Genomic DNA, 24127 nt, shown 5'->3' with positions numbered 1-24127 from the left:
TTTATTTTGACATCAAGGTACTTAGGGCATATCACATCAGCCGCGGATAAGTGAACAGAATCAGGTGCACAGTGTTGAAAGCGACGTGGGCCAGCACCGCCCACAAGACCTGGCGGGTGGCGGCGTAAACCAGGCCGTAACCCAGGCCGGCGAGGGTAGCCAGGCCGACCCAGACCCAACCGCCGGCAACATGGACCAGGCCAAAGGCCACGGAGGCGGCCATCAAGGCGGCGAAGGGTTCGGTGCGCAGTTCCAGCCAGCGTTGCAGGCCGGCGCGGAAGAAGGCTTCCTCCGCCAGCGAGACCAGGAAGAAATTGGCGAACAGCCAGGGCAGCAGCCAGTACGGCCATTTCGGCGCCCAGGCGATGACGCCGGCCACGCTGGCCAGGCCCAGCACGATCAGCAACAGCAGCGCTCCAACGCCGGCGGCGGCCGGTCCCCAGCGTCGCTCCACCTGCGGACTGGCGGCCAGCACCATCAGCAGCAGCCAGCCGGCGGCGCCTTTGTCGTAACTCCAGTACAGCCGATAGGGCGCGCTGTTCGGCGTGCTCAGGCCTTGCCAGAGCAAGGGGTTGTCGAAGCCGGGCAGCGCGTGTAGCGCCAGCGCCAGCAGCAGAGCGATCCAGACCAGCCACAACTCCGGCCGGCGGTAGCGGATCGCGGCCAGGCTGACGGCGAGGGCGGCGAGGAGGGCCGCCGCGCCCAAGGGCTGCACCAGGCCGCAAGCGACGGCGGTGCCGGCGCTGCTGAGCGCGGCCAGCCGGGAGGGCCAGCGCAGGCGCAGGCTTTCCGCCAGCAGGGCGAGCGCCAATAGGAGGAAGGCTGCAAGGGACAGGGAATCCGGCAAGGGCGGGGTGGGCAGGGACATGGGGGCTCGCGGCGGGATGGGTTTGGATACTGAATGATACCTAAGAACCTGTTTACGATCTGCTGCGCGTCGTGGAGCGTTGCACGGTGAGTACGGCTTCGAAATGCTCATGTACTGTGCGTACACTCCGTTTTCTCAGCCGCAACGCCTTGCCGCGTCTTGATTTGCTGGATCGTAAACGCGCCCGCGAAGCGTTGAGAAAAAAGCCGCCGCCGTCCGGCTTGGGCCAGAACCACGGCGGCAGGTTCCCGTGTGCAGGGAAAGGAAGCCGTAAGCGAACCGGCGGTCTGCACGCAAGTGCGCGCCGCCGGCGGGCTTAGTTGGCTTTGGCCGCGCGCACCGCGGCGGCGGCGTCGGTGATGCCGGCGGAGCAACCTTCGCAATCCGCCGCCGGTGGGCGCGCGGTCTTGATCAGGATGTTGCGCACCGCTTTCCAGTTGAGGCTGGGGTTGGAGGACAGCATCAGCGCCACCAGGCCGGCCACGTGGGGCGTGGCCATCGAGGTGCCCTGGAAGGCGGCGTAGCTGTCCGCGCCCGGCACGGTGGTGCCGCTATTGAGCGTGGAGTAGATGCCGGGGTCGCCGCTGTTGAGATCGCCGCCCGGCGCGGTGACGGTGGTGATCGCGCCATAGTTGGAGTAGGAGGCGATGCCGCCGGATTTGCCGTTGGAGGCCACGGTGATCACGCCGGGGCAGCTGGCCGGGTTGGTGTTGCGCACGTTTTTCATCGCGTTGCCGGCGGCCACCACCACCACGCCGTTGCGGGCGTTGACCTGCTGGATGGCATCGCGATAGGTGCGGCTGCAAGGCTGGGCCCCGCCCAGAGACATGCTCAGCACTCGAGCCACATTGGCGTTGATCGGCGCGCCGGGCACGGTGGCGCCCACTGCCCACAGCATGGCGTCGGCGATATCCGAGCTGGCGCCTCCGCACTGGCCCAACACGCGCAACGGCAGCAGTTTGGACTTGGGCGCCACGCCGGTCAGGCCGTTGGCGTCGCCGGCGGCCGCGGCGATGGTGCCGGCCACGTGGGTGCCGTGCCAGCTGCTATTGCCGGCGCGGCACAGGCTGCCGTCGCTATAGTCGCCTTGGTCCAGGCCGTTGTTGGTGCGCGCGCTTTGCACCGGCTGGCCGTTGCTGTCCAAGAGCGGGCTGCCGTCGGCGTTGGTTTGCGCCACGGCGGGCAGGCGGGCGCGTTTGGGGTCGGAGATGAAGTTGTAGCCCGGCTCCAGCAGGTTGGGCTTGAGGTCCGCGTGCGGACGGTAGCCGGTGTCCAGCACCGCGACGGTGACGCCGGCGCCCAGCGACAGGTCCCAGGCGGCGGGCAGGTTCATCGCGCCCGGTTCGCCGGCGCTGGCCTGCATATCCCATTGCTTGCCGGCGTATAGCGGGCTGCTGGGCAGATAGTTGGGGCTCATGACGAAGTCCGGCTCGGCGTATTCCACCGCCGGGTCTTGCTGGATTTTGCGCGCCAGGGTCTGGGCCTCGGCCACGCTCATCGTCTTGCCACTTTGGTAGACATAGGCGCCAGTGCCCATCTGGTGATGGAATTGCAAGGGGCTGCCGCTCAGTTGCTGCACGCGCTGGGTGCGGGCGGCGAAGTCGGCTGGACGGCTGGACGGGGCGCGGCCGCCGTTGGCGATGCGCGCCTGGACCAGTTGCTGCTGGGAGACGCTGTGGTATTTGACGATGATGCCGGTGATGCCGGCGGCGGAGGGCGCGGCCGCCGCGATTTCAGCGCCGGCGCCGGCCAGCAGCGCGGCGATCAGCAGGGACAGCGAGGTTTTGCGGTTCATGTTCTATTGCTCCAATGCGTCGGGGACTTAGTTCTTGACGTAGGGGATGGCGGCGAGGCCGGCCGGGGCGTTGCCGCCGGCGGACGGGCTGCCCCAGGCGACGAACTTGCCGTCCTTGGCCACGGCGAGAAAGCCGCCGAGCGGGGTGCTGTAGATGGCGCGGATATTGACCAGGCGCGCGTTGACGGCGGAACTGTCGCCGCCATGAGTGGGCGCGCCCCAAGTGACCACGCTGCCGTCGGCCTTTAGGGCGGCGAAGGCGTAGTCGTTGGAGAACAAGGCCACCACGTTGCGCAGACGATGTTGCACCGCGCTGCTGTCGCCGCCGCGCAGCTCGTCGCCCCAGGTCACAACGCTGCCGTCCTGACGCAAGGCGGCGAAGGCCAGCTCGGTGGCGGCGATGGAACGCACGCGGTTGAGCTTGTGCTGCACGCCGCTGGCGTCGTTGCGGGCGCTGTCGCCCCAGGTGACCACGCTGCCATCCTTGCGCAAGGCGGCGAAGGCGGTCTTGCTGGCGTAGATTTTAGCCACGCCAGCCAGGCTGCCGGCCACCGGGCCGGTGTCGGCGCCGCGGTCGAAGTAGGCGCTGCCTATGGTGGCGACCGAGCCGTCCTGCTTCAGCGCGGCGAAGACGTTGAGGTTGGTTTGCACCGCGCTGACGCCGGCCGGCATCGCTTCGCTGCCGTCGTAGTAGTCGCTGGTCTGGCCGTCCCAGTTCAGGCCCCATACCACCACGCTGCCGTCTTTTTTCAGCGCGGCGAAGTTGTAGTCCGTGGCGGCGATGCTAGCCACATTGTTGAGCTTGGCGGCCAACGGAGAGGCGTCGCCGCCGGAGTTGGGGTCGCCGAAAGCGAGCACGCTGCCGTCTTTCTTCAGCACCGCCACCGCGCCCAGGTTGTGGCTGACGCTGGCGACGTCCTTCAGCGCGGCCAACCGGGCGGCGTCGAAGTAGGAGGAAATGGATTTGGAGCCGCCGTTGCCGTCGAAGGTGGTTTCGATATTGCCCCAGCTTGTGGCGCTGCCGTCGTCGTTGAGAGCGACGAAGCCGCGTTTGGTGGGCCACAGTTTGGCCACCTTGCCCAGCGGCGCCACCGGGGAGGTGGCGTCAGCGTTGCCTATGCCCACCGGGCCGGCGTAGCTGGCGCCGGAGCCGGCGCGGCCCCAGCCCACGATGGTGCCGTCGGCTTGCAGCGCGGCCATCGCGCGTTCGTTGCCGGCCACCGCCACTACGTTTTTAGGCTGGGCGGGCAGGGTGGAAGTGTCGCCGCCCAGGCGTCGGCTGCCCCAGACCGCCAGCGTGCGGTCCGTCTTCAGCACGGCGAACACCGACGGCGCGCTGAAGACGTTCTGCGGCACCAGGGTTTGGCTGGCGCTGGTCAAGGCGCAGCTGACGGTGGCGGTCAGCGGCTGGTCCGGCGCGCTGTCCTCAGCGCTGAAGCCGCGCGCGCCGTTGCTCCATTGCACGCGCGGTTCGCCCAGGCAGCGGCCGCTGGGCACGGCGGTCAGCACGCCGCCGCGGTTGCCGAAGATGTCCACCGCCAGGCGGCCGCTGCCGCCATGATGGCTGGAACCGTCGCCGGGGGTGCTGCCGTCGTCTTCGCAGCCGGCGAGGCCGCCGATCAGCGCCACGCCCACGGCGATAGCGCCAAGCCGGAACCATTGGGTTCCACTTGCTTGTCTGGTTCTCATCACGGATAACTCCTTTGTATAGCTTGTCGTTTGTGTTTTTAATCCGGGTTTAAACCCAGAATGAATATATTGTCATGCGGTAAGCATGTTTGGTAGAGAAAACGCATGGACAAGGCAAGAGGAAGCGGGGGGGCAAGCGGATGGAAAAGACGGAGCAATGCGCTATTTTGGTGCGATGTGTAGATAACCAGCGGTTATAATTATTTGTGTTTTAATTTTTTGTTGAAAAATCAGATGTTTGCCGGGGGAGGAAATGGCGCATAAGACAAAGCCAGCCGCGGCGGGCTGGCGTCAAAATGGGGCATGAGGGCCGAAAGCGAGCCGGCCGGGGTGTTACATTTTTGCCAGTTGCTGGCGCGCTTTCTGGGCGGAATCTGTTTTGGGATACAGTTTGATCAGGCGTTTATAAGTGGTTTTGGCTTGATCCATTTGCCCCAGGTCGCGCTGGCAGTTGCCGATATTGCGCAGGGCCTCCGGCGCGAAGTGATTGTCCGGAAACTGCTCGACGAAGCGGCGGTGGATGTCGATGGCGGCGTCGTATTGGCGCAAGGCGGTGTGGGACACGCCCAGCCAGTAGGTGGCTTCCGCCACTTGCGGCGCCTGCGGGTTTTGTTCGATGAAGCCGCGCAGCGCGTCGGCGGCCTTGGCGAAGTCGCGAGCGCGCAGCAAGTTCAGCGCCTTGTCGTAATCCGGGCTGGTGGCCGCGCCGCCGTCCGCGGCGCCCGAGGCGTCGCCGTGCGTAGCGGGCACCGGTTTGGCGCCGCTGTTCTCCAGATGGCCCAGCCGGCCGTCCAGGTCGTTGTACAGATCGTTCTGACGCTTTTGGGTGGTTTGCAGATTGTAGTTCAGCACTTCCACGTCGCCGCGCAGCTTGGCCACTTCTGCCTTCATCGTTTCCAGTTGGCTGACCATCTCCAGCAGCTTTTCATTGGAAAGCTTGCTTTCCACTTCATTGAGCCGCGTAGAGGCCTGGCGGTTGACTTGGTCCAGCTGGCGGCGGGTTTCTTCCAGATCGCCGGTGGTGGCGCAGCCGGTGAGGACCAGCAGCAGCGCGCTGCAAAGGGTGAGCCGTTTCATGGTTGTCCCAGGATGTCCCGCCGTCCGCCCCGGAGGGGACGACGCTTGTGAGTTGGGTGGCAATGAATACAGCCGGATATCTTAACGGCAAGCGCGTGAAAACGCACTCGCCCGATGTCCGGCTGCAAAGCCGGCCCGGGGAACCGGGCCGGCGTCATAGGACTAGAACCTGTTTACGATCTGCTGCGCGTCGTGAGACGTGGCAAGGCGAGTCGCGCCTCGAAATGCTCATGCGCCAGCTGCACATTCCGCTTTCTCAGCCGTTTTCGCCTTGTCTTGTCCTAGCCCGCGAGATCGTAAACCCGTTCTTAGTGGCCTTGGTACACGATGTCGGCGCGGCGGTTCTCTGCGAAGTCCGCTTCGGTGTTGCCGGTGGCGCGCGGTTTTTCCTTGCCGAAGCTGACCGCTTCCAGTTGGCTTTCCTTGGCGCCAAGCACTTCCATCGCCTTCTTCACGCTCTCGGCGCGGCGCTGACCCAGGGCCAGGTTGTATTCGCGGCTGCCGCGAGCGTCGGTGTTGCCCTGGATGATGACTTTTTTGTCCGCGTTCTGCTTCAGGTAGGCGGAGTGGGTTTCCACGACCGGTTTGCCGTTGGCGTCGACGGAGGAGGAGTCGAAGCCGAAGTAGACGCTGCGTTTGGCCAGCGGGCTGTTGGGATCGTTCAGCGGATCCACGGACACCTGATTCTGGTTGCCGCTGCCGGTGTCCACCGGCGCGGTGGTCTGCGGCGTGGTGGGCTGCTGGGTGCCGGCGGTGGTGTCGGCCGGTTTGGTGCTGGCGCAGGCGGCCAGCAGGGTTACGGTGGCGGTGCCGAGGACGAGTTGTTTCCAGTTCATATCAATAGCTCCAATTAAGGACGATTAAATGGGCCCCAAGCCGGGTCCTGTACATCGCCGTTGATCACGGCCAATTTCACTTTGCTGCTGCCATCCGTGGTGGCGGCGTACAACACGCTCTTGCCGCCTGCGTCGCTGGCGTACAGCACCATGCGGCCGTTGGGGGCGAAGCTTGGGCGTTCGTTGTAGCCGCCGTCCGACAGCACTCGGCTGTCGTTGGTGGCCAGGTCTTGCGCCATCACGCGGAAGTTGCCTCCCTCGCGACGGATGTAACTCAGGGTCTTGCCGTCCGGCGACACCTTGGGCGATACGTTGTAGCGTCCTTCCCAGGTGACGCGCTGGGCGTTGCCGCCATCGGCGGACACGCGGTAGATCTGCGGGCCGCCAGCGCGGTCGGAGACAAAGTACAGGCTGCCGCCGTCCGGGCTCCATGTGGGCTCGGTGTCGATGCCTCCGTTGTACATCAGCCGGCGCGAGCCGCCGCCGTTGGCGTTGATCACGTAAATCTGCGAATTGCCGCTGGTGGTCAGCACCACCGCCAGCTTGCTGCCGTCCGGGCTCCAGGCCGGGGCGGAGTTGCTGCCCTTGAAGTTGGCGGCGGCAAAACGCTGGCCGGTGGCCAAGTTCTGCACCCAGACCACCGGCTTCTTGCTTTCAAACGACACGTAGGCGATGCGTCCGCCATCCGGGCTCCAACTTGGGGAGATGATGGGCTCCCTGGAGCGCAGAATGGTCTGGGCGCGTCCGCCATCCACGTCCGCCACTTGCAGCAGATAGCTGCCGCCGGTCTTCAGCACGTAAACGATGCGGGTGTTGAAGAAGCCTTTCTGGCCGGTGATCGCCTCGTAAATCATGTCGGCGATCGCGTGCGCCACTTGGCGGGTGCGGTCCGGGGTGACGGTGAATTCGCCGCCGGTCAGTTGTTTCTTCTGCGCGACGTCCATCAGCCGGAAGCTGATTTTCAACTGCCCGCCTCCCGCGGCCTCCACCTTGCCGATGGCGACCGATTGCGCGCCGGCGGCTTGCCACATCGGGTAGCGGATGTCAGCAGGCTCAAACGGCACATTGGCCACGCCGGCCGCGTCCACCATGCGGAAGACGCCGGAAATCGTCAGATCGTTCTTGATCACCGGACCCAGGCCGCCCTGGGCGTTGGCCTCGTCCTTGAACGGAGCGATGGCGATGGCGTGGCGATTCGCCCCGCCGCCGACGATCTCAATAGTCATTTCCGCTTGCGCGCCGCCTGCGGCCATCAGGCCCAGCGTGACGAGCAGCATATTCAACAGAGTTTTAAAGCTGGACATTAGTTCCCTCGAATCAGTCTATCGGCATGAGGCGACGCCGCAGCCGTTCCATCATGGCTTGTGCTTGATCCGTCTTATGACCTGGGACGGAATTCCATTTTGAACTGCCGGTAGCCGTCGTTGAAATTGGCGCCGGGCGGCAGCGCCGGAAAGGTTTTCGCTTCCCAGATCGCCCTTTGCACCGCGTCGTCGTAGGCCTTGCTGCCGCTGCTTTGCAGCAGTTGAACCCGGTTCACCTCCAGCGAGGGCAGCAGGCTGACCTGCAACACTACCTTGGGGTTGCCGCTCAGTTCCGGCGGCACCTGCACCAGCGGAGTGACTTTGGCCTTGACCCGGCTGATCCAGCCGGCCTTGGCCGTTGACGAGCCATTGGCCGCGCCGCCGGCCACGCCGTTGGGGGAACCGGCCTGGTCGCTGCGCGCATTGGCTTTGCCGTTGGCGCGGGGGCTGTCCAGGCTGGCCAGCAAGTCGTCAGCCTCCGGATTGTAGGTCTTGGACGGCTTGGGTTTGGCCTGCGGCTTGGCGGCCGTCGCCGACGGCGCTTTGGCCTCCGGTTTTTTCTCGGCCGGTTTGTCCGCTTTTTTGGGTTCGGGCTTCTTCGCTGGCTCGGGTTTGGGCTCCGGCTTAGGCTCGGGCTTGGGTTCAGGTTTGAGCTTGGGCGGCTCCGGCGGTTTCTTGTGGCGGCCCAGGTTGACGTCGGCTGGAGGCTCCGCCACGGCGGGACGCGGCGGCTCCACCACCGGCGCGGGCTTGGGTTCGGCCACGGCGCTGGGCGCGGGGGGCGGAGGCGCGGTGGTCCATAGCTCCAGCGCTACCGGCGCTTGTTCCTGCAAGGTTTGGGAATGGAAGCCGCCCCACAGCAGCAGGCCGACCACGGCGATGTGCAGCAGCACCGAGACAATCAGCGACCAAGGGCGCGGGGAGGTGGACACTGCGGCCATCATCCCTGCTTTTGCTGCTTGACCGTCAGCGCTACGCGCTTGACGCCGGCCTGGTGGAGTTTGTCGGCGATGCGCACTACCTCGGCGTATTTGAGGTTGGCGTCGGCGGAGATGGCCACCGGGCGCTCGGCCGCGCCCAGCGCCTGGATCTGCGAGGCCAGGTCGGCGACGGAGGCGACGTCTGTCTTGCGGTCTTGGTCTATCAGTTGAATCTTGCCCTGGGCGTCCACGGTCACTTCCAGCGGACGGGTGTCGATGCTGGCGGCTTGGGACACGCTGGGCACTTCTATCACGCCAGGCGTGAACATCGGCGCGGTCACCATGAAGATGACCAGCAGCACCAGCATCACGTCGATGTAAGGCACGACGTTCATCTGGTTCATCTGGCGGCGGGGACGGCGATTGAGCATGGAGCGTCTGTTAGCGTTGGCAAGCGGTCATGATACACCGGGCTCCGGCCCAAGTGGGCCGGCTAAGAACCTGTTTACGATCTGCTGCGCGTTGGCGATACGGCGTTGAAAACCGTTTCGAAATGCTCATGTACCGCTTGTACATTCCGCTTTCTCAACGACTTTCGCCTTGTCTCGCCTTAGCTCGCGAGACTGATGAGCAGGCTCTAAGCGGGTCAGACCGCGGCGGATCATGAAAAGTTCATGGCCGCGCCGGCCTGAGGCGTTCAGGCCAGCCGCGTGCACAAGGTCAGCCCATCGCCCACCGGCAGCACGCACATGCGGATGCGAGGGTCGTGCTTCAGCCCGGCGTTGAATTCGTGCATCAGGTGCACGCCAGGCGGGTCTTCCGGCTTGGGTTCCACCACGCGGCCGGACAGGAAAATATTGTCGATGGCGATCACGCCGCCGGGGCGCACCAGTTGCAGGCAGGCTTCGTAGTAGTCGCGGTAGGCTGGCTTGTCCGCATCGATGAAGGCCAGGTCGTACTGACCCGCTTGGCCGGCGTCCAGCTGCTGGCGCAAGGTGACGAGCGCCGGTTGCAGCACTAGCTCAATGCGATCAGCGACGCCGGCGCGGGCCCAGTAATCGCGGGCGACGGCGGTGAAGGTTTCGCTGACGTCGCAGGCCAGCGTGCGGCTGTCCGCCGGCATCGCCAAGGTGACCGCCAGCGCGCTGTAGCCGGTGAACACGCCGATTTCCAGATAGCGGCGCGCGCCGATCAGTTGAGCCAGCCAGGCCATGAACTGGCCTTGTTCCGGCGCGATTTGCATCTTGGACATGCGGTGGGTGGCGGTGAATTCGCGCAGCTCGCGCATCACCGGATGTTCGCTGAGGCTGATGTTCAGCAAGTAGTCGTGCAAGGCGCCGTCTAGCGCCAGGGTGCGGCTGGTCATGGGTATGCAGTGCAATCGGAAACGCCCGCGGCGCGGGCGTCGGGTCAGGCGGGAGCCGGTTTTATTCCGGCTGGTAAACGTAGGGCTGCTGCGGAACGCGGGATTCTTTCCAGCGCTTCTGGTCGTCGGCGTTTAATTGACGGTCCCACAGGGTCAGGCGCAGCTCACGGCGTTGGCTGTCCACTTCCGGGTGTTCTTCCAGGAAGCCATTGATGAATTGGGTGAAATCGGACTGATACATCGCATCGTTCCTTCCTAAGGCTGATGTTGTGATTTTAATCGATAAATCGTCGCGCAGTCAGCTTGCCGGCTTCGCTTTACATTCTTTTTGACAACAGATTTCAAGGTGCAGAGCAAATCCTGGTTGCGTGTAGGACGCTTTGCTGCGATATTACGCAAAAGGTTTAAAGACATTAAATTAAAATTTTAAACTGAAAAGGTGGATTTGTTTAATCAAATTAAACTTAATGGTTTACAAGATGCGAATTCGCAATGTGGACGGCTTGGTGCAGTTCTATCCCGAGACCTTGACCTATCTGCGGCTGCTGGCCCGGTTGACGCACCTGGCGATGGTGCTGGCGCCCGGCTGTATTTTGCTGTTGTTTGATCCGGCCGCCGCGGCGGCCCGCGGGCAGGCCGGACAGCTCTTGTTGTTGGCCGGCGCGCTGGCTTTGCTGTCTTTCCAGGCGCTGGGCGTTTACGGCGGAGGCATGTTTTTACGTCAGTTGCGCCTGCGGCCCTTGGCCGCGGCGTGCGTGCTTTTGTTTTTGGTCTTGTGGCTGGCCCGCGGGCTGTCCCCGGCCTTGGCCGCCTTGCCGGACCGGCTGTGGCCGGTCTGGTTTACGGCGACGCTGGCCTTATTGCTGGCGCAGCGCTTGTTGGTGCACGTCTGGTGCCGCCGGCTGGTGCGTCGCGGCGTGGGCCTGCAACGCACGGTGATCCTGGGTTGTACTGCCAGCGGCCATTTGCTGGCCGGTTTTCTGAAGGAAAACGCGGACATCCGCGCCTGCGTGATCGGCTTTGTGGACGATCGTTCGGACCGCTTGCAGCACGCCATGGCCGGCCTGCCTTATTTGGGCGGCATGCGTCGGCTGGAGACGATGGTGCGCGAGGGCGAGGTACAGCAAATCCTGGTGGCGCTGCCTTGGGCGGCGGTCAAGCGGATGGGAGACTTGGTCAGCATGCTGCGACGCTTGCCGGTGACGGTGCTGCTGGCGCCGGACATGGCGGGCTTGCAGCACGCTCATCATCGGGTGACCGCGGTGGCGGGGTTGCCGATGTTCAATATTTCCGAGCGCCCGCTCAAGGGGTGGTCGCCCTTGCTCAAACGCTGCGAGGACGTGCTGCTCGCCGTTTGCGCGCTGGCGCTGACCGCGCCGCTGATGTTGCTGATCGCCTTGTTGATCAAGCTGGATTCGCCGGGGCCGGTGCTGTTCCGGCAAAGGCGCTACGGCTACAACAACCGTTTGATCGAGGTCTACAAATTCCGCTCCATGTACGTGGAGCGGACCGACGCCGACGCCGAGGCGCAAACCACACGTAGCGACCCGCGCGTGACTCGCGTCGGGCGCTTCATCCGCAAGACCAGCCTGGACGAACTGCCGCAATTGCTCAATGTGCTGGGCGGCAGCATGTCCATGGTGGGGCCGCGTCCGCACGCAACCGCCACCAAGGCCGCCGGTGTCTTGTTCGAAGACGCGGTGGCGGAGTATTCCGCTCGCCATCGGGTCAAGCCGGGCATTACCGGCTGGGCCCAGGTCAACGGCTACCGCGGCGAAACCGACACGCTGGCCAAGATAGAGGGCCGGGTGGCGCACGATCTCGAATACATCGAGAACTGGTCGCTATGGTTCGACGCCTACATTCTGATCCGCACTCTGCCGGCCGTGCTGTCGGCCGACGAAGCCTATTGAGGCCGCCATGCAAACCCAAATTCCAGAACTGATTCCCTGCATCGTGTCCGGCGGCGCCGGCACCCGCTTGTGGCCGGTGTCCCGGCAGGCTTTTCCCAAACCCTTCATCCGCTTGGCCGACGATCAGAGCCTGCTGCAGAAGGCCTTTCTGCGCGCCGCGCGCCTGCCGGGGGTGAAGCGGGTGATGATCATCACCAATCAGCAGGCGCAACTGCGCACCCTGGACGAATGCCGGGCGGTCAACGCCGGCGGGTTGGCGTTGGAGCTGCTGTTGGAGCCGGAAGGGCGCAATACCGCTCCAGCGCTGGCGGCGGCCGCCGCGGACCTGCTGGAGCGCGAACCGGCGGCGAATCCCTTGCTATTGGCGCTGCCGGCGGATCATCTGATCGCCGACGAAGCCGCCTTCGCCGCCGCGGTGGAGAAAGCCGCGCGGCTGGCCGGCGATGGACGCATTGTCGTTTTCGGCTTGAAGCCCAGCCGCGCGGAAACCGGTTTCGGCTATATCGAGGCCGGCGCGGCGATAGGCGCTGACGGACAGGAAGTGGCTCGCTTCGTGGAAAAGCCGGACCACGCCGCCGCCGAAGGCTATCTGGCTGGCGGACGTCATTTGTGGAACAGCGGCATGTTCTGCTTTTCCGCCGCTGCTTTGTGCGAGGAACTGGCCGAACACGCGCCCGATGTGTTGGCGGCGGTGCGGGATTGCTTGGCGCACAGCCCTGCGTCCCAGAGCGCGGACCACCGCTTGCGGGCGCTGGAGCGCGAGCGCTTTGGCCGTTGCCCGGACATCTCCATCGACTACGCGGTGATGGAGCGCACCCGCGCCGCGGCGGTGGTGCGTTGCGAACTGGGCTGGAGCGATATCGGCAACTGGGACAGCCTGGCCGAGCAGTTTCCCGCCGACGCGGACGGCAACCGCGTCAGCGGCGACGCCTTGCTGCGGGACAGCCATGATTGCTTCATCCAGAGCCGCGGCCGCTTGATCGCGATGCTGGGCGTGGACAATCTGGCGGTGGTGGACACCCCGGACGCCCTGTTGGTGGCAGACCGCGGGCGCAGCCAGGAAGTGCGCGAGCTGGCGCGGCGGCTGCAGGACCAGAATCATCCTGCCTGGCGGCTGCATCTGAGCTCGCAGCGGCCCTGGGGCCATTACACCGTGCTGGCGGACAGCGAACGCTACAAGATCAAGCGCATCGTGGTGAAGCCGGGCGCGTCGCTGTCCTTGCAGATGCACCACCACCGCAGCGAGCACTGGATCGTGGTCAGCGGCACCGCGATGGTGACCCACGGCCAAGAAGAGCGCTTGCTGCACACCAATGAATCCACCTTCATTCCCGCTGGCGAAACGCATAGATTGAGCAACCCCGGGCTGATCGATCTGGTATTGATCGAGGTGCAGAGCGGCGAATACTTGGGCGAGGACGACATCGTGCGCTTCGCCGATGACTACGGCCGCTCGGAGGCCGCGCCGTGAGCCGCACCGCATTGATCCTGCCTGTGCGAAACGCCGGCCGCCACCTGGACCGGCTGTTGCCGGCGCTGGCGGCGCAAAGCTTGCGGCCGGACGAATGGCTGGCGCTGGACAGCGAGTCCAGCGACGGCAGCCGGGCGCGCTTGCTGGCCGCCGGCGCCAGCGTGGTGCCGGTGCGCGCCGCGGACTTCAATCACGGCGGCACGCGCCGGCTAGCCAGCGAACTGACCGACGCCAAGGTGTTGATCTATCTGACCCAGGACGCCATCCCGGCCGGGCCCGACGCCTTGCGCCGCTTGCGCGACGCGCTGTTGGCGGAGGACGACATCGGGGTCGCCTACGGCCGCCAACTGCCGCAGCCAGACGCCGGCCTGTTGGGCGCGCACGCGCGCCGTTTCAATTACCCGCCGTTCAGCCGCACCAAGCGGCTGGCCGACGCCGCCGAACTGGGCATCAAGACCTGTTTCAGCTCGGACTCCTTCGCCGCCTATCGCCGCGAGGCCTTGCGCGAGGTGGGGGGCTTCCCCTCCGACGTGATCGGCTCCGAAGACGCCCACGTCGCCGGCCGCATGCTGCTGGCCGGCTGGGCGGTGCGTTACGAGGCCGCCGCCTGCGTTCACCACTCGCACGATTACGGACTGCTGGAGGAAATGCGCCGCTATTTCGATATCGGCGTGTTTTACGGCCGCGAGCGCTGGATCGCCGAGCGCTTTGGCCGCGCTGGCGCGGAAGGGCGGCGTTTTCTGCGCTCCGAGCTGGAAACCGTCCGCCGGGCAGGCCAGCCGTGGCGGCAGTCCGAAGTGTTGCTGCGTTGCGCGCTCAAGCTGGCCGGCTACCGCCTGGGCCATGTTGAGCGCTGGCTGCCGCGAGCGTTCAAGCGCCGCCTCAGCATGTTCCCCGCTTATTGGAAATGAATGCGATGACTACCGCCAAACTCGCCGCCGTTTTGTTGTTCGCCGTTCTGGGCGGTCTGACGGCCTGTTCCACCCCCAGCACCATCGCGCTGCCGGACGCCAAGACCGTGGAAGCGCGGCAGCTGGCGCTGCGCGACATCAGCCAATTGCCGCCGCCCGTTACCAGGGTAATGAACGGCGACACCCTGCGCATTGTCCGAGACGCGCAATCTCCGGCCGAAAAAGACGAGATGGCGCTGTTCTTCGTGCGCCCGGACGGCAGCTTTTCCTACCCCCACGCCGGCCTGGTCCGCGGCGGCGGCCGCACGCCGGAGGAGATAGGGGCGGAGATCACCGACCGGCTGTCCACGCTGTATCGCCAGCCGCAAGTCACCGTCAACATCGCCATTGCGCCGGGCAACCGCGTCTTCGTAGGCGGCGCGGTGCGCAATCCGTCCGCCTTCGAACTGAGCGCCGCCGCCAGCATAGAACAAGCGGTGATCGGCGCCGGCGGCGTGCTGCCGTCCGCCGACAGCGAGCACGTGGCGCTGCTGCGCATGGACGAGACCGGCCTGTATCAGATCTATTTCACCGATCTGGCGCGGATGCTGGACCCGGCCGCTGGACGGCGCGGCGTCATGCTGCAACGCGGCGACATCGTGTTTGTGCCCAAGTCCGCCATCGGCAAGGCGGTGGAAGGCGTGGACATGTACGTCAACCAGCTGCTGCCCTTCTCCAAGGCGATAGGCATAGGCCTGAATTACGACCTGGGCGGCAAAGGCAGCAACAACGTCAACATCCAGAACAACCCTACCATCAAGGCCGGCGGTTAGCCCCTGGTCCGCACCGGCGATAGCGACATGATAGAAATCCGCTCCTTCCGCGATCTGGCCCGCCTGTTCTTCATCTTCCGGCGGGAGTTCAAATGGGCGTTCGCCGCCACCGTGCTGGTGGCGGTGCTGGGCGCTTTCTTGCTGCCGGCCCGCTACGAATCCGAGGCGCGGCTGCTGGTCAAGCCCGGCCGCGACACCAGCACGCTGCCGATCGAATACGCCGACCGTCAGACGCTGGTGGCGCCCAGCACCCAGCGCGATCCCATCGTGGATGAGGAAAAGCTGCTGACCGGCCGTCCCATCATCCACCAGGTAGCCGACTACTACCTGAACGAAATGCGCTCTCCGCCGCCGCAAGGCTGGTGGAAAACCTTCAAGTATCAGGCGAAGCAGGCCGCCGCCACGGTGTTGGACGGGGTGCGCGACGCGCTGGCCCTGATCGGGGTGGTGGAAACGCAGACCCCGCAAGAGCGCCTGGCCGCCAGGCTGGAAAAACAATTCAGCGTCAGTCATCAGAGCGGCTCCGCGGTGATGGAAATCGCTTTCAGCTGGGACGATCCGGCGGTGGCGCAGCAAGTGCTGGCCAAGTGGCTGTCCTTGTACATCGATGAACGCAGCCGCGCGTTGGGCCGCAAAAGCCTGTACGCGTTTTACGAAACCGAGAGCGGCAAGCTGGCCGAGCAGATCGCCGGCTACAAGGAACGCATCGGCCAGCAATTGCGCCAGATCGACGGCATCAGTTCCAAGGAGAGGCTGGACAGCCTTACCGACCAGCTCAACAAGCTGGAGGCGGCGCGCAGCGCCGACCAGGCGGACTGGATGGCGGCGCAGGGCGGCATCGCCAATGCCCAGGCCAGCGGCGGCAAGCTGCCGCGTGAAATCACCAAGGAGCGCGAACTGAGCCTGAATCCGGCGCAGCAGGATCTCAAGCTCAAGCTCAACGGCTTGGAGCTGGAGCGGCTGGACAAGCTCAAGACTTATTTGCCTGACGCGCCGCCCATCCGCGAGTTGGACGAAAACATCGCCGCGCTCAAGGCGCTGATCGCGCGCGAAAAAGACACGGTGCAGCGCTCGGAAAACCGCGTGCCCAGCGACCTCGTCAATCTGCTGGAGCGCGGCAAGCTGGAGCGCGGCATGCGCGCCGGCGAGCTAAAGGCCAAGGTGGCGGCTTACGACAAGGCCATCGCCGCGCTGAAGGACGAGCGCGCGCGCATTCTGAGCGTGGAGCCGGAGCTGTCGCGGCTGGAGCGCAATCTGGCGGTGGCGGAAAAGAACTACCTGCTCTACCGCGACAGTCTGGAAAAAGCGCGCATCGACCGTGAGCTGGACAACAGCCGCATCAGCAATATCGCGGTGATCGAGCAAGCCACCTTTAGCCCGGCGCGAGTGTTTCCCAAGAGCTTGGCCATCCTGTTGGCCGCGGTGCCGGCCGGTTTGGCGGTGGGGCTGTTCGTGCTCTACCTGTGCTACCTGCTGGACCAGCGCATTCACGATGGTGGGGGCGTTGAGCGCCGTTTTGGCGTGCCGCTGTGGAGCACGCTGATGGAATTGGAGCCGGGCCAAACCCCGCCTCCGGCGTTCGAAGCCAGTGTCTATCGACTTTACAGCCAACTGCCGGCAGACAAGCTGGCGCGAGACGGTCTGGTCATCGGTCTGGTGTCCTCGCGGCGCGGCGAGGGCGTCAGCTTCATCGCCGGCCAGTTCCTGCGCGTGTTGGCCGAGCGAGGCGTGCCGGCAAGGCTGGTCGCCGGCGACGCGCGCGTCGGCCCCGGCGAAGTGGCGCTGATCGAGGCGCCGGCGCTGCTCGACAATCAACAGGCCTTTGTGCAGTTGAAGCGCGCCGATCTGATCCTGCTGGTGGTGGAGGCGCGCGCCTCCACGGTGCCGGTGGTGGAAAACGCGCTGGCCATCCTCGGCACCGCGTTTGGACAGGTGGACGGCATTGTGCTCAACCGCCGCCGTTTTGAAATCCCCGCCGCCGTGTTGAAACGCGCGGCGCGCTGGAAAGGAGAAGGCCGATGAAGATCGCCCTGTTGGCTCCGCTGCCGTCGGAGCAGAACGGCATTGCCGACTATGCCGACGCCTGGCGCCGGGCTTTGGAAAACGAAGGCGTCAGCGTCGTCTCTCCGCTGGGGGGGCAGCCGCTGGCGAGCAACGCTCTGGAACTGTCCTGGCAGATGCAGAACGTGAATTGGAGCGATTTCGACTTGGTGCACGCGGAGCTGGGAGGCGGGCGCTGCGGCGAGTTCATGGCGCTGGAGTGGCTGGCGCGTCATCAGCCGGAACTGAGGCTGACCGCCACCGTTCATGACCCGGAACGCCTGGTCTGGAGGCCGCCCGGCTTGCCGCGGCGGCTGCCGCGCCCGCTTGGCCAGGCCGCCGCCTTGCTGGCCGCTCCGCTGACGCTGGCGCGAGAGCGGCGGCTGGCCCGGCGCTTGACCCGGCTGGTGACGCTGACGACCATCGGCGCGGAGCGCCTGGCCCGGCGGATGCGGCTGCCGGACGGGCGGGTGTTCCATATCGCGCACGGCAATTGCGAGATCGCCGCTCAGCCGTTGCCGGCCTTGCCGCCGCAAGGGCCGTTGCGGCTGCTGTACTTCGGTTACATCTACCAGGGCAAGGGCATCGAGGATGTGCTGGACGCGCTGGCGCTGCTGCAGGAAGAGCCGGATACCCGCGACCGGGTGAGGCTGACTCTGGCGGGCGGAGTGGCGCCGGACGTCGCCTTCGGCCGCTCCGGCTCTTATCTGGAATCCCTGCGCCAGCAAGCCATCCTGCTGGGGCTGCACCGGGACATGCTGGAATGGCGGCCGGACCTGCCGGCGGCCGAGATTCCCGGCCTGATCCAGGCCAATCACGCCATGGTGCTGCCTTATCGGGAATCGTGGAAGCTGGCCTTGCTGGGCCGGATGTGCGGCGCCAGCGGCGCGCTGTCCTGGGCGGTGGCCTGCGGCCGCGGCGTGGTCTGTTCCGACGCCCGAGCCCTGGCCGAGGAGGCCTCCTTCGGCAACGGCGCGGTGTACGCCCGGGGCGACAGCGCGGCGCTGGCCCGGACCTTGAGCGGGCTGCTGCGTCAGCCGGAGCGCTTGCGTCAGCATAGCGAGCAGGCGCGGAGCTTGGGGCGGGAGCGCGCTTGGCCGCGGGTGGCGACGCAATTTCTGCAATTGTTTCAGACGGCGCTGCGGGAGAGAGCGCATGGCTAGCGCGCGCGGCGGCGCGGCGCGGCGGATGTTGGTTCTGGCGGCGGTTCTGGGTTTGGCCGCGGCTGGCCCGCGTGCGGAAACCACCGAGCTGACAGCCGGCCGGCCGGTGGTGTGGCGCGATTTCCTTGGCGTCAATGCGCATTTCCTGTGGTTCACGCCGCCGCAATACCAGCGCCAGATGCAGCAGCTCAAGTCGCTTGGCCTGAACTGGGTGCGCGTGGACCTGCATTGGGATCGCCACGAGCCCAAGGAAAACCAGTTTGTGTTTGCGCCGCTGGACCAACTGGTGGACACGCTCAAGGCGCAGAAGCTCAAATCGGTCTTTTACTTGGTGGGGTCGGCGCCCTTCGCCAGCAGCGTGCCGCCGCTGCTTGGTTCCAGCGACCAGTACCCGCCCAAGGACGACAAGGTGTTCGCCAAGCGCATGGCCATGTTGGCGCGGCGCTATCCGACGGTGGATGCCTGGCAGGTGTGGAACGAACCCAATCTGCCCGGCTTCTGGCGGCCGCTGCCCAGTCCGGAAGGGTACGGCCGTTTGTTGCAGGCCAGCGCCGAAGCGCTGCGCGCCGCTGCGCCGGGCAAGCCGGTGGTGATGGCCGGCATGGCTTATTACAGTCAGATGCCGGTGCGCGGCGGGCTGATGCTGGAGGAGCTGGGCAAGAAGGGAAGCCTGAACCTGAAAACCATCGTCGCCTACCATCCGTACAGCCAGCAGCCGGAGGGCGACGATCCTAAAACGCGGGACTTCGTGCTGCGCGCGCAGCAGATCAACGCCCGGCTGCGCCAGGTCAAGGCGCCGGGGATCTGGGCCACCGAATGGGGCTGGTCCAGCTACGCCGGGCCCAAGGAGGAGCAGGACATTATCGGCCGCGACGGCCAGGCGGATTATCTATTGCGCCGGCTGGCGTTGATGAGCGCGCTGGATTACGACCGTGTCTTCCTGTTTGCGCTGTCCGATCTTGACCAGCGCGCCAGCGCGCGCGACCGCGGCTACGGCCTGCTGGATCTCGACGGCAAGCCCAAGCCCGCCTACAAGGCCTTGGCGCGTTTCCTCGCCATTACCGGCCCGCGGCTGGAACCGGCGGCCCCGCCGCGCTTGGACGCCGCGCCGGACGGTTTGTACAGCATCGCCTGGCGCAAGCCGGACGGCGCGCGCCTGTGGATGTTCTGGAGCGCGAGCGGCGGCGCGGCGCGTTTGCCCGGCATCGCCCGCGCCACGCTGCGTCAGCCGCTGAGCGGAGGCAGCACCGCCTTGAGCGCCGCCGGAGACAGCCTGCGCGTGACGGTGACGCCGCAGCTGCAAATTTTGGAGTGGCGAGAATGAAACCGGGGTCTCTTCACCGTCCACTTTCCCTCGGTTCCACCGGCGCGTGTCCGCCGCTGCGTATCTTGTGGACCCTGCCTTATCTGCCCTGGCCCACCACCAGCGGGGGCAAGCTGCGGCAGTTCCAACTGCTGCGCGCGCTGGCGGCGCGCGGCCATCGCATCACCTTGCTGGTGCAGAGCAAGGAGCCCGCCAGCGACGCCTGCCGCCGCCAGCTGGAAAGCATTGTTGAACGGCTGATCGTGCTGCCGCGCCGGCCGCTGAAACACCCGCTGACGCTCTTGGCCGCCGCGTTGGGCCCGTATCCGCTGCTGGCCAGCGTCAACGGCCTGGCGCCGGACTTGAGCCGGACCTTCGACGGCCTGCTGCGCCAGCCTTGGGACGTGGTGCAAATCGAGCACAGTTACGGCTTGCAGCCCTTTCTGGACGTGTTGGGCCGCCACGGTCAGCCTTTCCTGCTGACCGAGCACAATGTCGAATCCGAGCTGGGCGCGGCCACTTATCAGCACCTGCCGCGCTGGTGCGCGCCCTTTGTGTGGTGGGACCGCTGGCGTTATCGGCGCTGGGCGGCCCTGGCGTTGAACGCCGCCGAGCGCGTCGCCGCCGTCACCTGGGAGGATGCCGCGGCAATGGCTCAGCACAGCGGCCGGCTGGTGGACGTGGTGATCAACGGCGTGGACGCCGACGCCTTCGCCGAAGTCCGCCCGGATTACGCCAGCCAGCGCCTGCTGTTCGTCGGCAATTTCGAATACCCGCCCAACCGCGACGCCGTTGTCTGGCTGGCGGAGGAAGTGATGCCGCGGCTGTGGCGGCGGCTGCCGCGGGCGCGGCTGGCGATATGCGGTTACGCGATGCCGGAAGACTGGGCGCGGCGGTGGCCGGACGAGCGCCTGGAGTGGCTGGGCTTTGTGCCGGAACTCTCGACGCAGCAGCGCCGCGCCGCCGCCTTCATCGCCGGGCTGCGTCAGGGAGGAGGCTCCAAGCTCAAAGTGCTGGAGGCGCTGGCCGCGGGCCTGGCGCTGCTGAGCACGCCGCAGGGCGCGTCCGGGCTGGACCTGCGGCCTGACAGCGATTACCTGAGGGGCGACGACGCCGAGCAGTTGGCCGAGGCCGCCGCCGCGCTGCTGAGCCGGCCGGAGCGCGCCGCCAGCCTGGGCGCGGCCGGGCGGGAATACGTGAGGAGGCGGCACGATTGGGCCATCGCCGCCGACCAGCTGGAAACCTTGTATCGGGAGCTGAGACATGCGCATCGGAATTGATTACCGTCCGGTCACCGCCGCGCCGCGCTCCGGCATCGCGCGGCAAGTGCTGGCGCTGGAAGCCGCGTTGGCGGCGCGGCCGAACGTGGAAGTGCTGCGCTTCACCGCCTGTCCGGCAGACCATCCCCACCGGCGGCTGGCCGAATGCCCGGCGCGGCCCAGTCCTACGGACGGACTGCACCGCCCGCGCGAGCGTTGGCATTTTGAATGCCGTTTTTTGCCGCGGGCCATCCGCGCCCGTCGGCTGGACCTGTACATCGCCACCGCCAACACCGGCCTGCCGCTCTGGCGCGCGCCCGGCGGCGTGCGCTACGCCATGCTGCTGCACGATGTGTTCCAGCTGACCCTGGACAACTACCACGTCAGCTTGCTGCGCGCGCTGGCTTACCGCGTGATCGACTGGATCGGCACCGCGCGCTCCTTGCAGCGCGCCGACGCGATATGGACACCGTCGCAATTCACCGCCGACGCCGCCGCGCGGCTGTTCCCGCGTCAGCGCGCCAAACTGGCGCTGCTGCCCAACGCGGTGCCGCAGCCGGCCGCGCCGGCCGCGGCGCTGCCTGCCTCGCTGCCGGCGCGCTACTGGCTGGCGGTGGGCGCGCGCGAACCGCGCAAGAACATGCCCTGGTTTGTTGAGCAATGGAGGAAGGCGCGTCAGCGCCAGCCGGACCTGCCGGCATTGGCGCTGGTGGCGCGGCCGGAAGACCTGCCGGCGGAACTGCGGCGGCTGGAGGGGCTTATCTGGCTCAGCGATCTGGACGACGGCATGTTGAGCGCGGTGTACGCGGCGGCGGAACGGCTGTGGCAACCGTCCTACGCGGAAGGCTTCGGCCTGCCGGTGATAGAGGCGCTGGCGCAAGGCACGCCGGTGGCGGTGGCCACCGGCTCGGCGCTGGACGAAGTCGCGCCGCCGCAAGCGGCGCGCTTCGCCCCCAACGACGCCAGCGGGCTGCAAGCCCTGATGCACCGGCTGGCCGCGGCCGGGCCGGACGGCGACGCCGACGCCAACCGCGCCTGGGCGCGACGCTACGATATGGATGCCTATCGCCGCCGCGTGGATCAGCTATTGGACCGGCTACTGGCATGACGCCGCTGAACCGCGCGCTCGCCCTGGTCTGCGGGCTATTGTTCGGCGGCTTGCTGGCCTTCAGCCCGGCCGCCGCCGCGCTGGCGCTGGCCGCCGCCTGCGCCGGAGTCGCCGTGCTGCGCGCGCCGCTGCTGGGTCTGGTTTTGTTCGGCTTCGCCGCCACCCTGACGCCCTATTCCACGGTGCAACTGGGCGTGCGCGTCACCGTATCCGAGGCGCTGCTGGGCCTGGCCTGGCTGGGCGCGCTGCCGCGCTTGGCCGTTGGCGTTCTGCAATGGCCGAGCGGCCGCGTCGAGCGGCGCTTGCTGTGGCTGATGGCCTTCAGCCTGCTGCCGTTTTTGGCGGGGCAGCTGATGGTGCAGGCCGACGGCAACGGCCCGGTCAACTGGGCGCGCTGGCTGCTTAATCTGTCCGCCTTGTTCCTGGCCCCGCTGTTGCTGCCGGACGAGCGCAGCCGCGACCGTCTGATCGTGATGCTGTTGTTGGGCACGCTGGCCATGCTGCTGCTGTCCATCGGCTACTTTCTCAAGGACCGCGACGCCAACAGCTTCATCCCGGTGCTGGAGAAACTGCGCTACGCCCACCCGGAAGCGGTGCGCGACATCTTTTCCGCCAACTACACCCGCATGGCCTCGCCCTGGGTGCACCCCAACCTCACCGGCGGCGCGTTGGCGCTCTTCCTGCCGCTGGCTTTCTTTTACGGTTTGACGCAGCGCGGCTGGCGCCGGCTGCTGGGCTTGACGGTGGCGCTGTTGGGCGCGGCCGGCCTGTTGTTCAGCATTTCACGCGGGGCCATCGTCAGCCTGGCGCTGGTCTTGCTTTGGCTGAGCTGGCGGCGCGCGCCGCACGCCGGCCGCATCATCGGCTTGGCCGCGGCGCTGGGCCTAGCCTTGGTCCTGTTTTACCCGCCCTTGCAACAGCGTCTGGCCACGACCTTTTCCGCCAGCAACGCCAGCACCGAGGTGCGCATGGACGAATACCGCCGCTTTCCCGACGCGGTGCGCGCTTACCCGCTGGGCCTGGGCTTCAAGGTGGATCCGCCGCCGCCTGACAGCGGCCTGTTGGGCATCTCCAATCTTTGGCTCAACTTCGTCTACAAGCTGGGCGCGCCCGGCATGTTGCTGTTCGTCGCCGTCACCGTGGCTTGGTGGCGCGAGGCGCGGCCGCGCGGCCCCTTGTCCGCGCTGGACCCGGAGCGCGCCATCTGGCTCGGCACCCTGTCCGGCTTGCTGGCTGCGCTGCTCACCGGTCTGTTTGACCACTATTACAGCTTCACCATGGTGCTGATCGGCCTGTTCTGGCTGCTGATGGGCGTCAATCTGCAAGCGGCGCGCCGGCTGGCCGGCCGCGGCGACCCGCTGTTGACCCTCTCTGCGCCGGCAGGCTCCGCGCCAATCGATCTGAAAGCGAAACCGCGATGAACCCGACCGACCTTCCCCCCGCGCCGCCGGCGCTGACGCTACGCCACCGTATTTACCACAGCAGCGCGCTGCGCGAGCGCCTGGACGGCTACGCCGCGCGCCTTGGCGTTCCGGCCGCGGAACTGGCCGTCGCCTACGACTGGATGCTGGCCAATAATGTGGCCTTCGAAGAGGGCGACGCCGCGGAGCCGCGCGTCTCCATCGTTTCCGTGAATATGGAAAGCCGCATCCCGCATCCGTTGGCGAGCCGCTTCTACGCGCTGCTGCGCGACGAAGTGCCCACCCAACTGGTGCCGCGTTACGGCCTCAACTGGCCCACTTTCAAGGATCGTTGGCTGCGCGCCTGGGAGCAGTGCTACAACATCCTGATCAACAAACTGCCGTCCCATCACCTGCGCTTGGCCTGGCTGCGCCTGGGCGGCGCGCGCATCGGCAAGGGCTCCAGCGTGTGGCGCAACACCGAGGTGCTGGGCGTCAACAATCTGGTGATAGGCGCGGACAGCTGCGTGGCCTGGCATTGCCTGCTGGACGCCCGCGCCGGGCTGATCATCGGCGATCATGTCGCCATTGCCTCCTACGCCAAAATCATCGCCGGCAGCCACGACCTGAGCGCGCCGGAATTCTGGTCTGTGTCTGCGCCGGTGTACATCGACGATTACGCCTGGATCGCCACCGGAGCGCTGATCGGTCACGGCGCGCGCATCGGCCGCGGCGCCGTGGTCACCGCCAATACCGTGGTGGGCAAGGAAGTGGCCCCGTACAAGATCGTCGGCGGCAGCGGCGCCAAGCCCATGGGCGAGCGGCCGCGCGATCTCAACTACAAGGTGGGCGGCAAAGGGCTGTTCACCCTGTTCCACTAATGACACTGAGC

21 protein-coding genes are annotated in these 24127 nt (G+C 66.4%); 11 read left to right on the top strand and 10 right to left on the bottom strand.

Annotated elements, in window-relative coordinates; all coding sequences use genetic code 11:
- Positions 1–31: 31 nt before the first annotated feature.
- From DXT74_RS02090 to DXT74_RS02045, 10 genes are all read right to left on the bottom strand, one after another.
- Complete coding sequence (locus DXT74_RS02090; RefSeq protein WP_194427194.1) at positions 32–868, bottom strand: CPBP family intramembrane glutamic endopeptidase; 837 nt, start codon at positions 866–868, stop codon at positions 32–34.
- A gap of 316 nt (positions 869–1184) precedes the next feature.
- Complete coding sequence (locus DXT74_RS02085) at positions 1185–2663, bottom strand: S8 family peptidase (RefSeq protein ID WP_052371023.1); 1479 nt, start codon at positions 2661–2663, stop codon at positions 1185–1187.
- A 27-nt stretch (positions 2664–2690) separates the two neighbouring features.
- Entirely contained in the window at positions 2691–4352 is a 1662-nt protein-coding gene (locus DXT74_RS02080) for a hypothetical protein (protein WP_156039087.1), read from the bottom strand.
- Between the two features lie 333 nt (positions 4353–4685).
- Positions 4686–5429 carry a tol-pal system protein YbgF gene (ybgF, locus tag DXT74_RS02075; RefSeq protein WP_043642372.1) on the bottom strand — a complete coding sequence of 248 codons (744 nt, stop codon included), beginning with the start codon at positions 5427–5429 and terminating at the stop codon, positions 4686–4688.
- Between the two features lie 308 nt (positions 5430–5737).
- Entirely contained in the window at positions 5738–6265 is a 528-nt protein-coding gene (gene pal / locus DXT74_RS02070) for a peptidoglycan-associated lipoprotein Pal (protein WP_043642370.1), read from the bottom strand.
- Positions 6266–6279: 14 nt separating this feature from the next.
- Complete coding sequence (gene tolB, locus DXT74_RS02065; RefSeq protein WP_194427193.1) at positions 6280–7569, bottom strand: Tol-Pal system beta propeller repeat protein TolB; 1290 nt, start codon at positions 7567–7569, stop codon at positions 6280–6282.
- Positions 7570–7643: 74 nt separating this feature from the next.
- Positions 7644–8510, bottom strand: coding sequence for an energy transducer TonB (locus DXT74_RS02060; RefSeq protein WP_370551752.1), 867 nt, complete (start codon positions 8508–8510; stop codon positions 7644–7646).
- A complete protein-coding gene (locus DXT74_RS02055; protein ID WP_194427191.1) occupies positions 8510–8920 on the bottom strand; it encodes a biopolymer transporter ExbD in 411 nt (136 codons plus the stop codon). The genes DXT74_RS02060 and DXT74_RS02055 overlap by 1 nt, the downstream gene beginning before the upstream one ends.
- 266 nt (positions 8921–9186) lie before the next feature.
- On the bottom strand, positions 9187–9855 hold the full coding sequence (locus DXT74_RS02050) for a class I SAM-dependent methyltransferase (protein WP_043642366.1): 669 nt from the start codon (positions 9853–9855) through the stop codon (positions 9187–9189).
- Between the two features lie 61 nt (positions 9856–9916).
- Positions 9917–10096 (bottom strand): DUF3460 family protein, encoded by a 180-nt coding sequence (locus DXT74_RS02045; protein WP_019101069.1) that lies wholly within the window; start codon positions 10094–10096, stop codon positions 9917–9919.
- A gap of 238 nt (positions 10097–10334) precedes the next feature.
- On the opposite strand from DXT74_RS02045, the gene DXT74_RS02040 reads away from it, so the two are divergent.
- From DXT74_RS02040 to DXT74_RS01990, 11 genes are read left to right on the top strand one after another with little or no spacing between them, the layout of a single operon-like run.
- Complete coding sequence (locus DXT74_RS02040; RefSeq protein ID WP_081556006.1) at positions 10335–11768, top strand: undecaprenyl-phosphate glucose phosphotransferase; 1434 nt, start codon at positions 10335–10337, stop codon at positions 11766–11768.
- Positions 11769–11775: 7 nt separating this feature from the next.
- Entirely contained in the window at positions 11776–13239 is a 1464-nt protein-coding gene (locus DXT74_RS02035; protein ID WP_019104151.1) for a mannose-1-phosphate guanylyltransferase/mannose-6-phosphate isomerase, read from the top strand.
- Positions 13236–14150, top strand: coding sequence for a glycosyltransferase family 2 protein (locus DXT74_RS02030; protein WP_194427190.1), 915 nt, complete (start codon positions 13236–13238; stop codon positions 14148–14150). The genes DXT74_RS02035 and DXT74_RS02030 overlap by 4 nt, the downstream gene beginning before the upstream one ends.
- Before the next feature lie 5 nt (positions 14151–14155).
- A complete protein-coding gene (locus tag DXT74_RS02025) occupies positions 14156–14962 on the top strand; it encodes a polysaccharide biosynthesis/export family protein (protein ID WP_019104153.1) in 807 nt (268 codons plus the stop codon).
- 27 nt (positions 14963–14989) lie between these two features.
- Positions 14990–16984, top strand: coding sequence for an exopolysaccharide transport family protein (locus tag DXT74_RS02020; protein WP_194427189.1), 1995 nt, complete (start codon positions 14990–14992; stop codon positions 16982–16984).
- Entirely contained in the window at positions 16981–18165 is a 1185-nt protein-coding gene (locus tag DXT74_RS02015; RefSeq protein WP_043642360.1) for a glycosyltransferase, read from the top strand. The genes DXT74_RS02020 and DXT74_RS02015 overlap by 4 nt, the downstream gene beginning before the upstream one ends.
- Positions 18158–19489 carry a cellulase family glycosylhydrolase gene (locus DXT74_RS02010; RefSeq protein ID WP_081575740.1) on the top strand — a complete coding sequence of 444 codons (1332 nt, stop codon included), beginning with the start codon at positions 18158–18160 and terminating at the stop codon, positions 19487–19489. Before DXT74_RS02015 ends, DXT74_RS02010 begins: the two co-directional genes overlap by 8 nt.
- Entirely contained in the window at positions 19486–20748 is a 1263-nt protein-coding gene (locus DXT74_RS02005) for a glycosyltransferase (protein ID WP_196783809.1), read from the top strand. The genes DXT74_RS02010 and DXT74_RS02005 overlap by 4 nt, the downstream gene beginning before the upstream one ends.
- A complete protein-coding gene (locus DXT74_RS02000; protein WP_194427188.1) occupies positions 20732–21835 on the top strand; it encodes a glycosyltransferase family 1 protein in 1104 nt (367 codons plus the stop codon). The genes DXT74_RS02005 and DXT74_RS02000 overlap by 17 nt, the downstream gene beginning before the upstream one ends.
- Complete coding sequence (locus DXT74_RS01995; protein ID WP_081555973.1) at positions 21832–23256, top strand: O-antigen ligase; 1425 nt, start codon at positions 21832–21834, stop codon at positions 23254–23256. The genes DXT74_RS02000 and DXT74_RS01995 overlap by 4 nt, the downstream gene beginning before the upstream one ends.
- Positions 23253–24116 (top strand): acyltransferase, encoded by an 864-nt coding sequence (locus DXT74_RS01990; RefSeq protein WP_052052120.1) that lies wholly within the window; start codon positions 23253–23255, stop codon positions 24114–24116. Before DXT74_RS01995 ends, DXT74_RS01990 begins: the two co-directional genes overlap by 4 nt.
- Positions 24117–24127: the final 11 nt, after the last annotated feature.

The sequence above is a fragment of the Chromobacterium sp. Rain0013 genome, from assembly GCF_015291765.1.
In the GTDB taxonomy this organism is placed as follows: domain Bacteria; phylum Pseudomonadota; class Gammaproteobacteria; order Burkholderiales; family Chromobacteriaceae; genus Chromobacterium; species Chromobacterium haemolyticum.
This window is presented reverse-complemented; position numbering and strand designations above follow the sequence as displayed.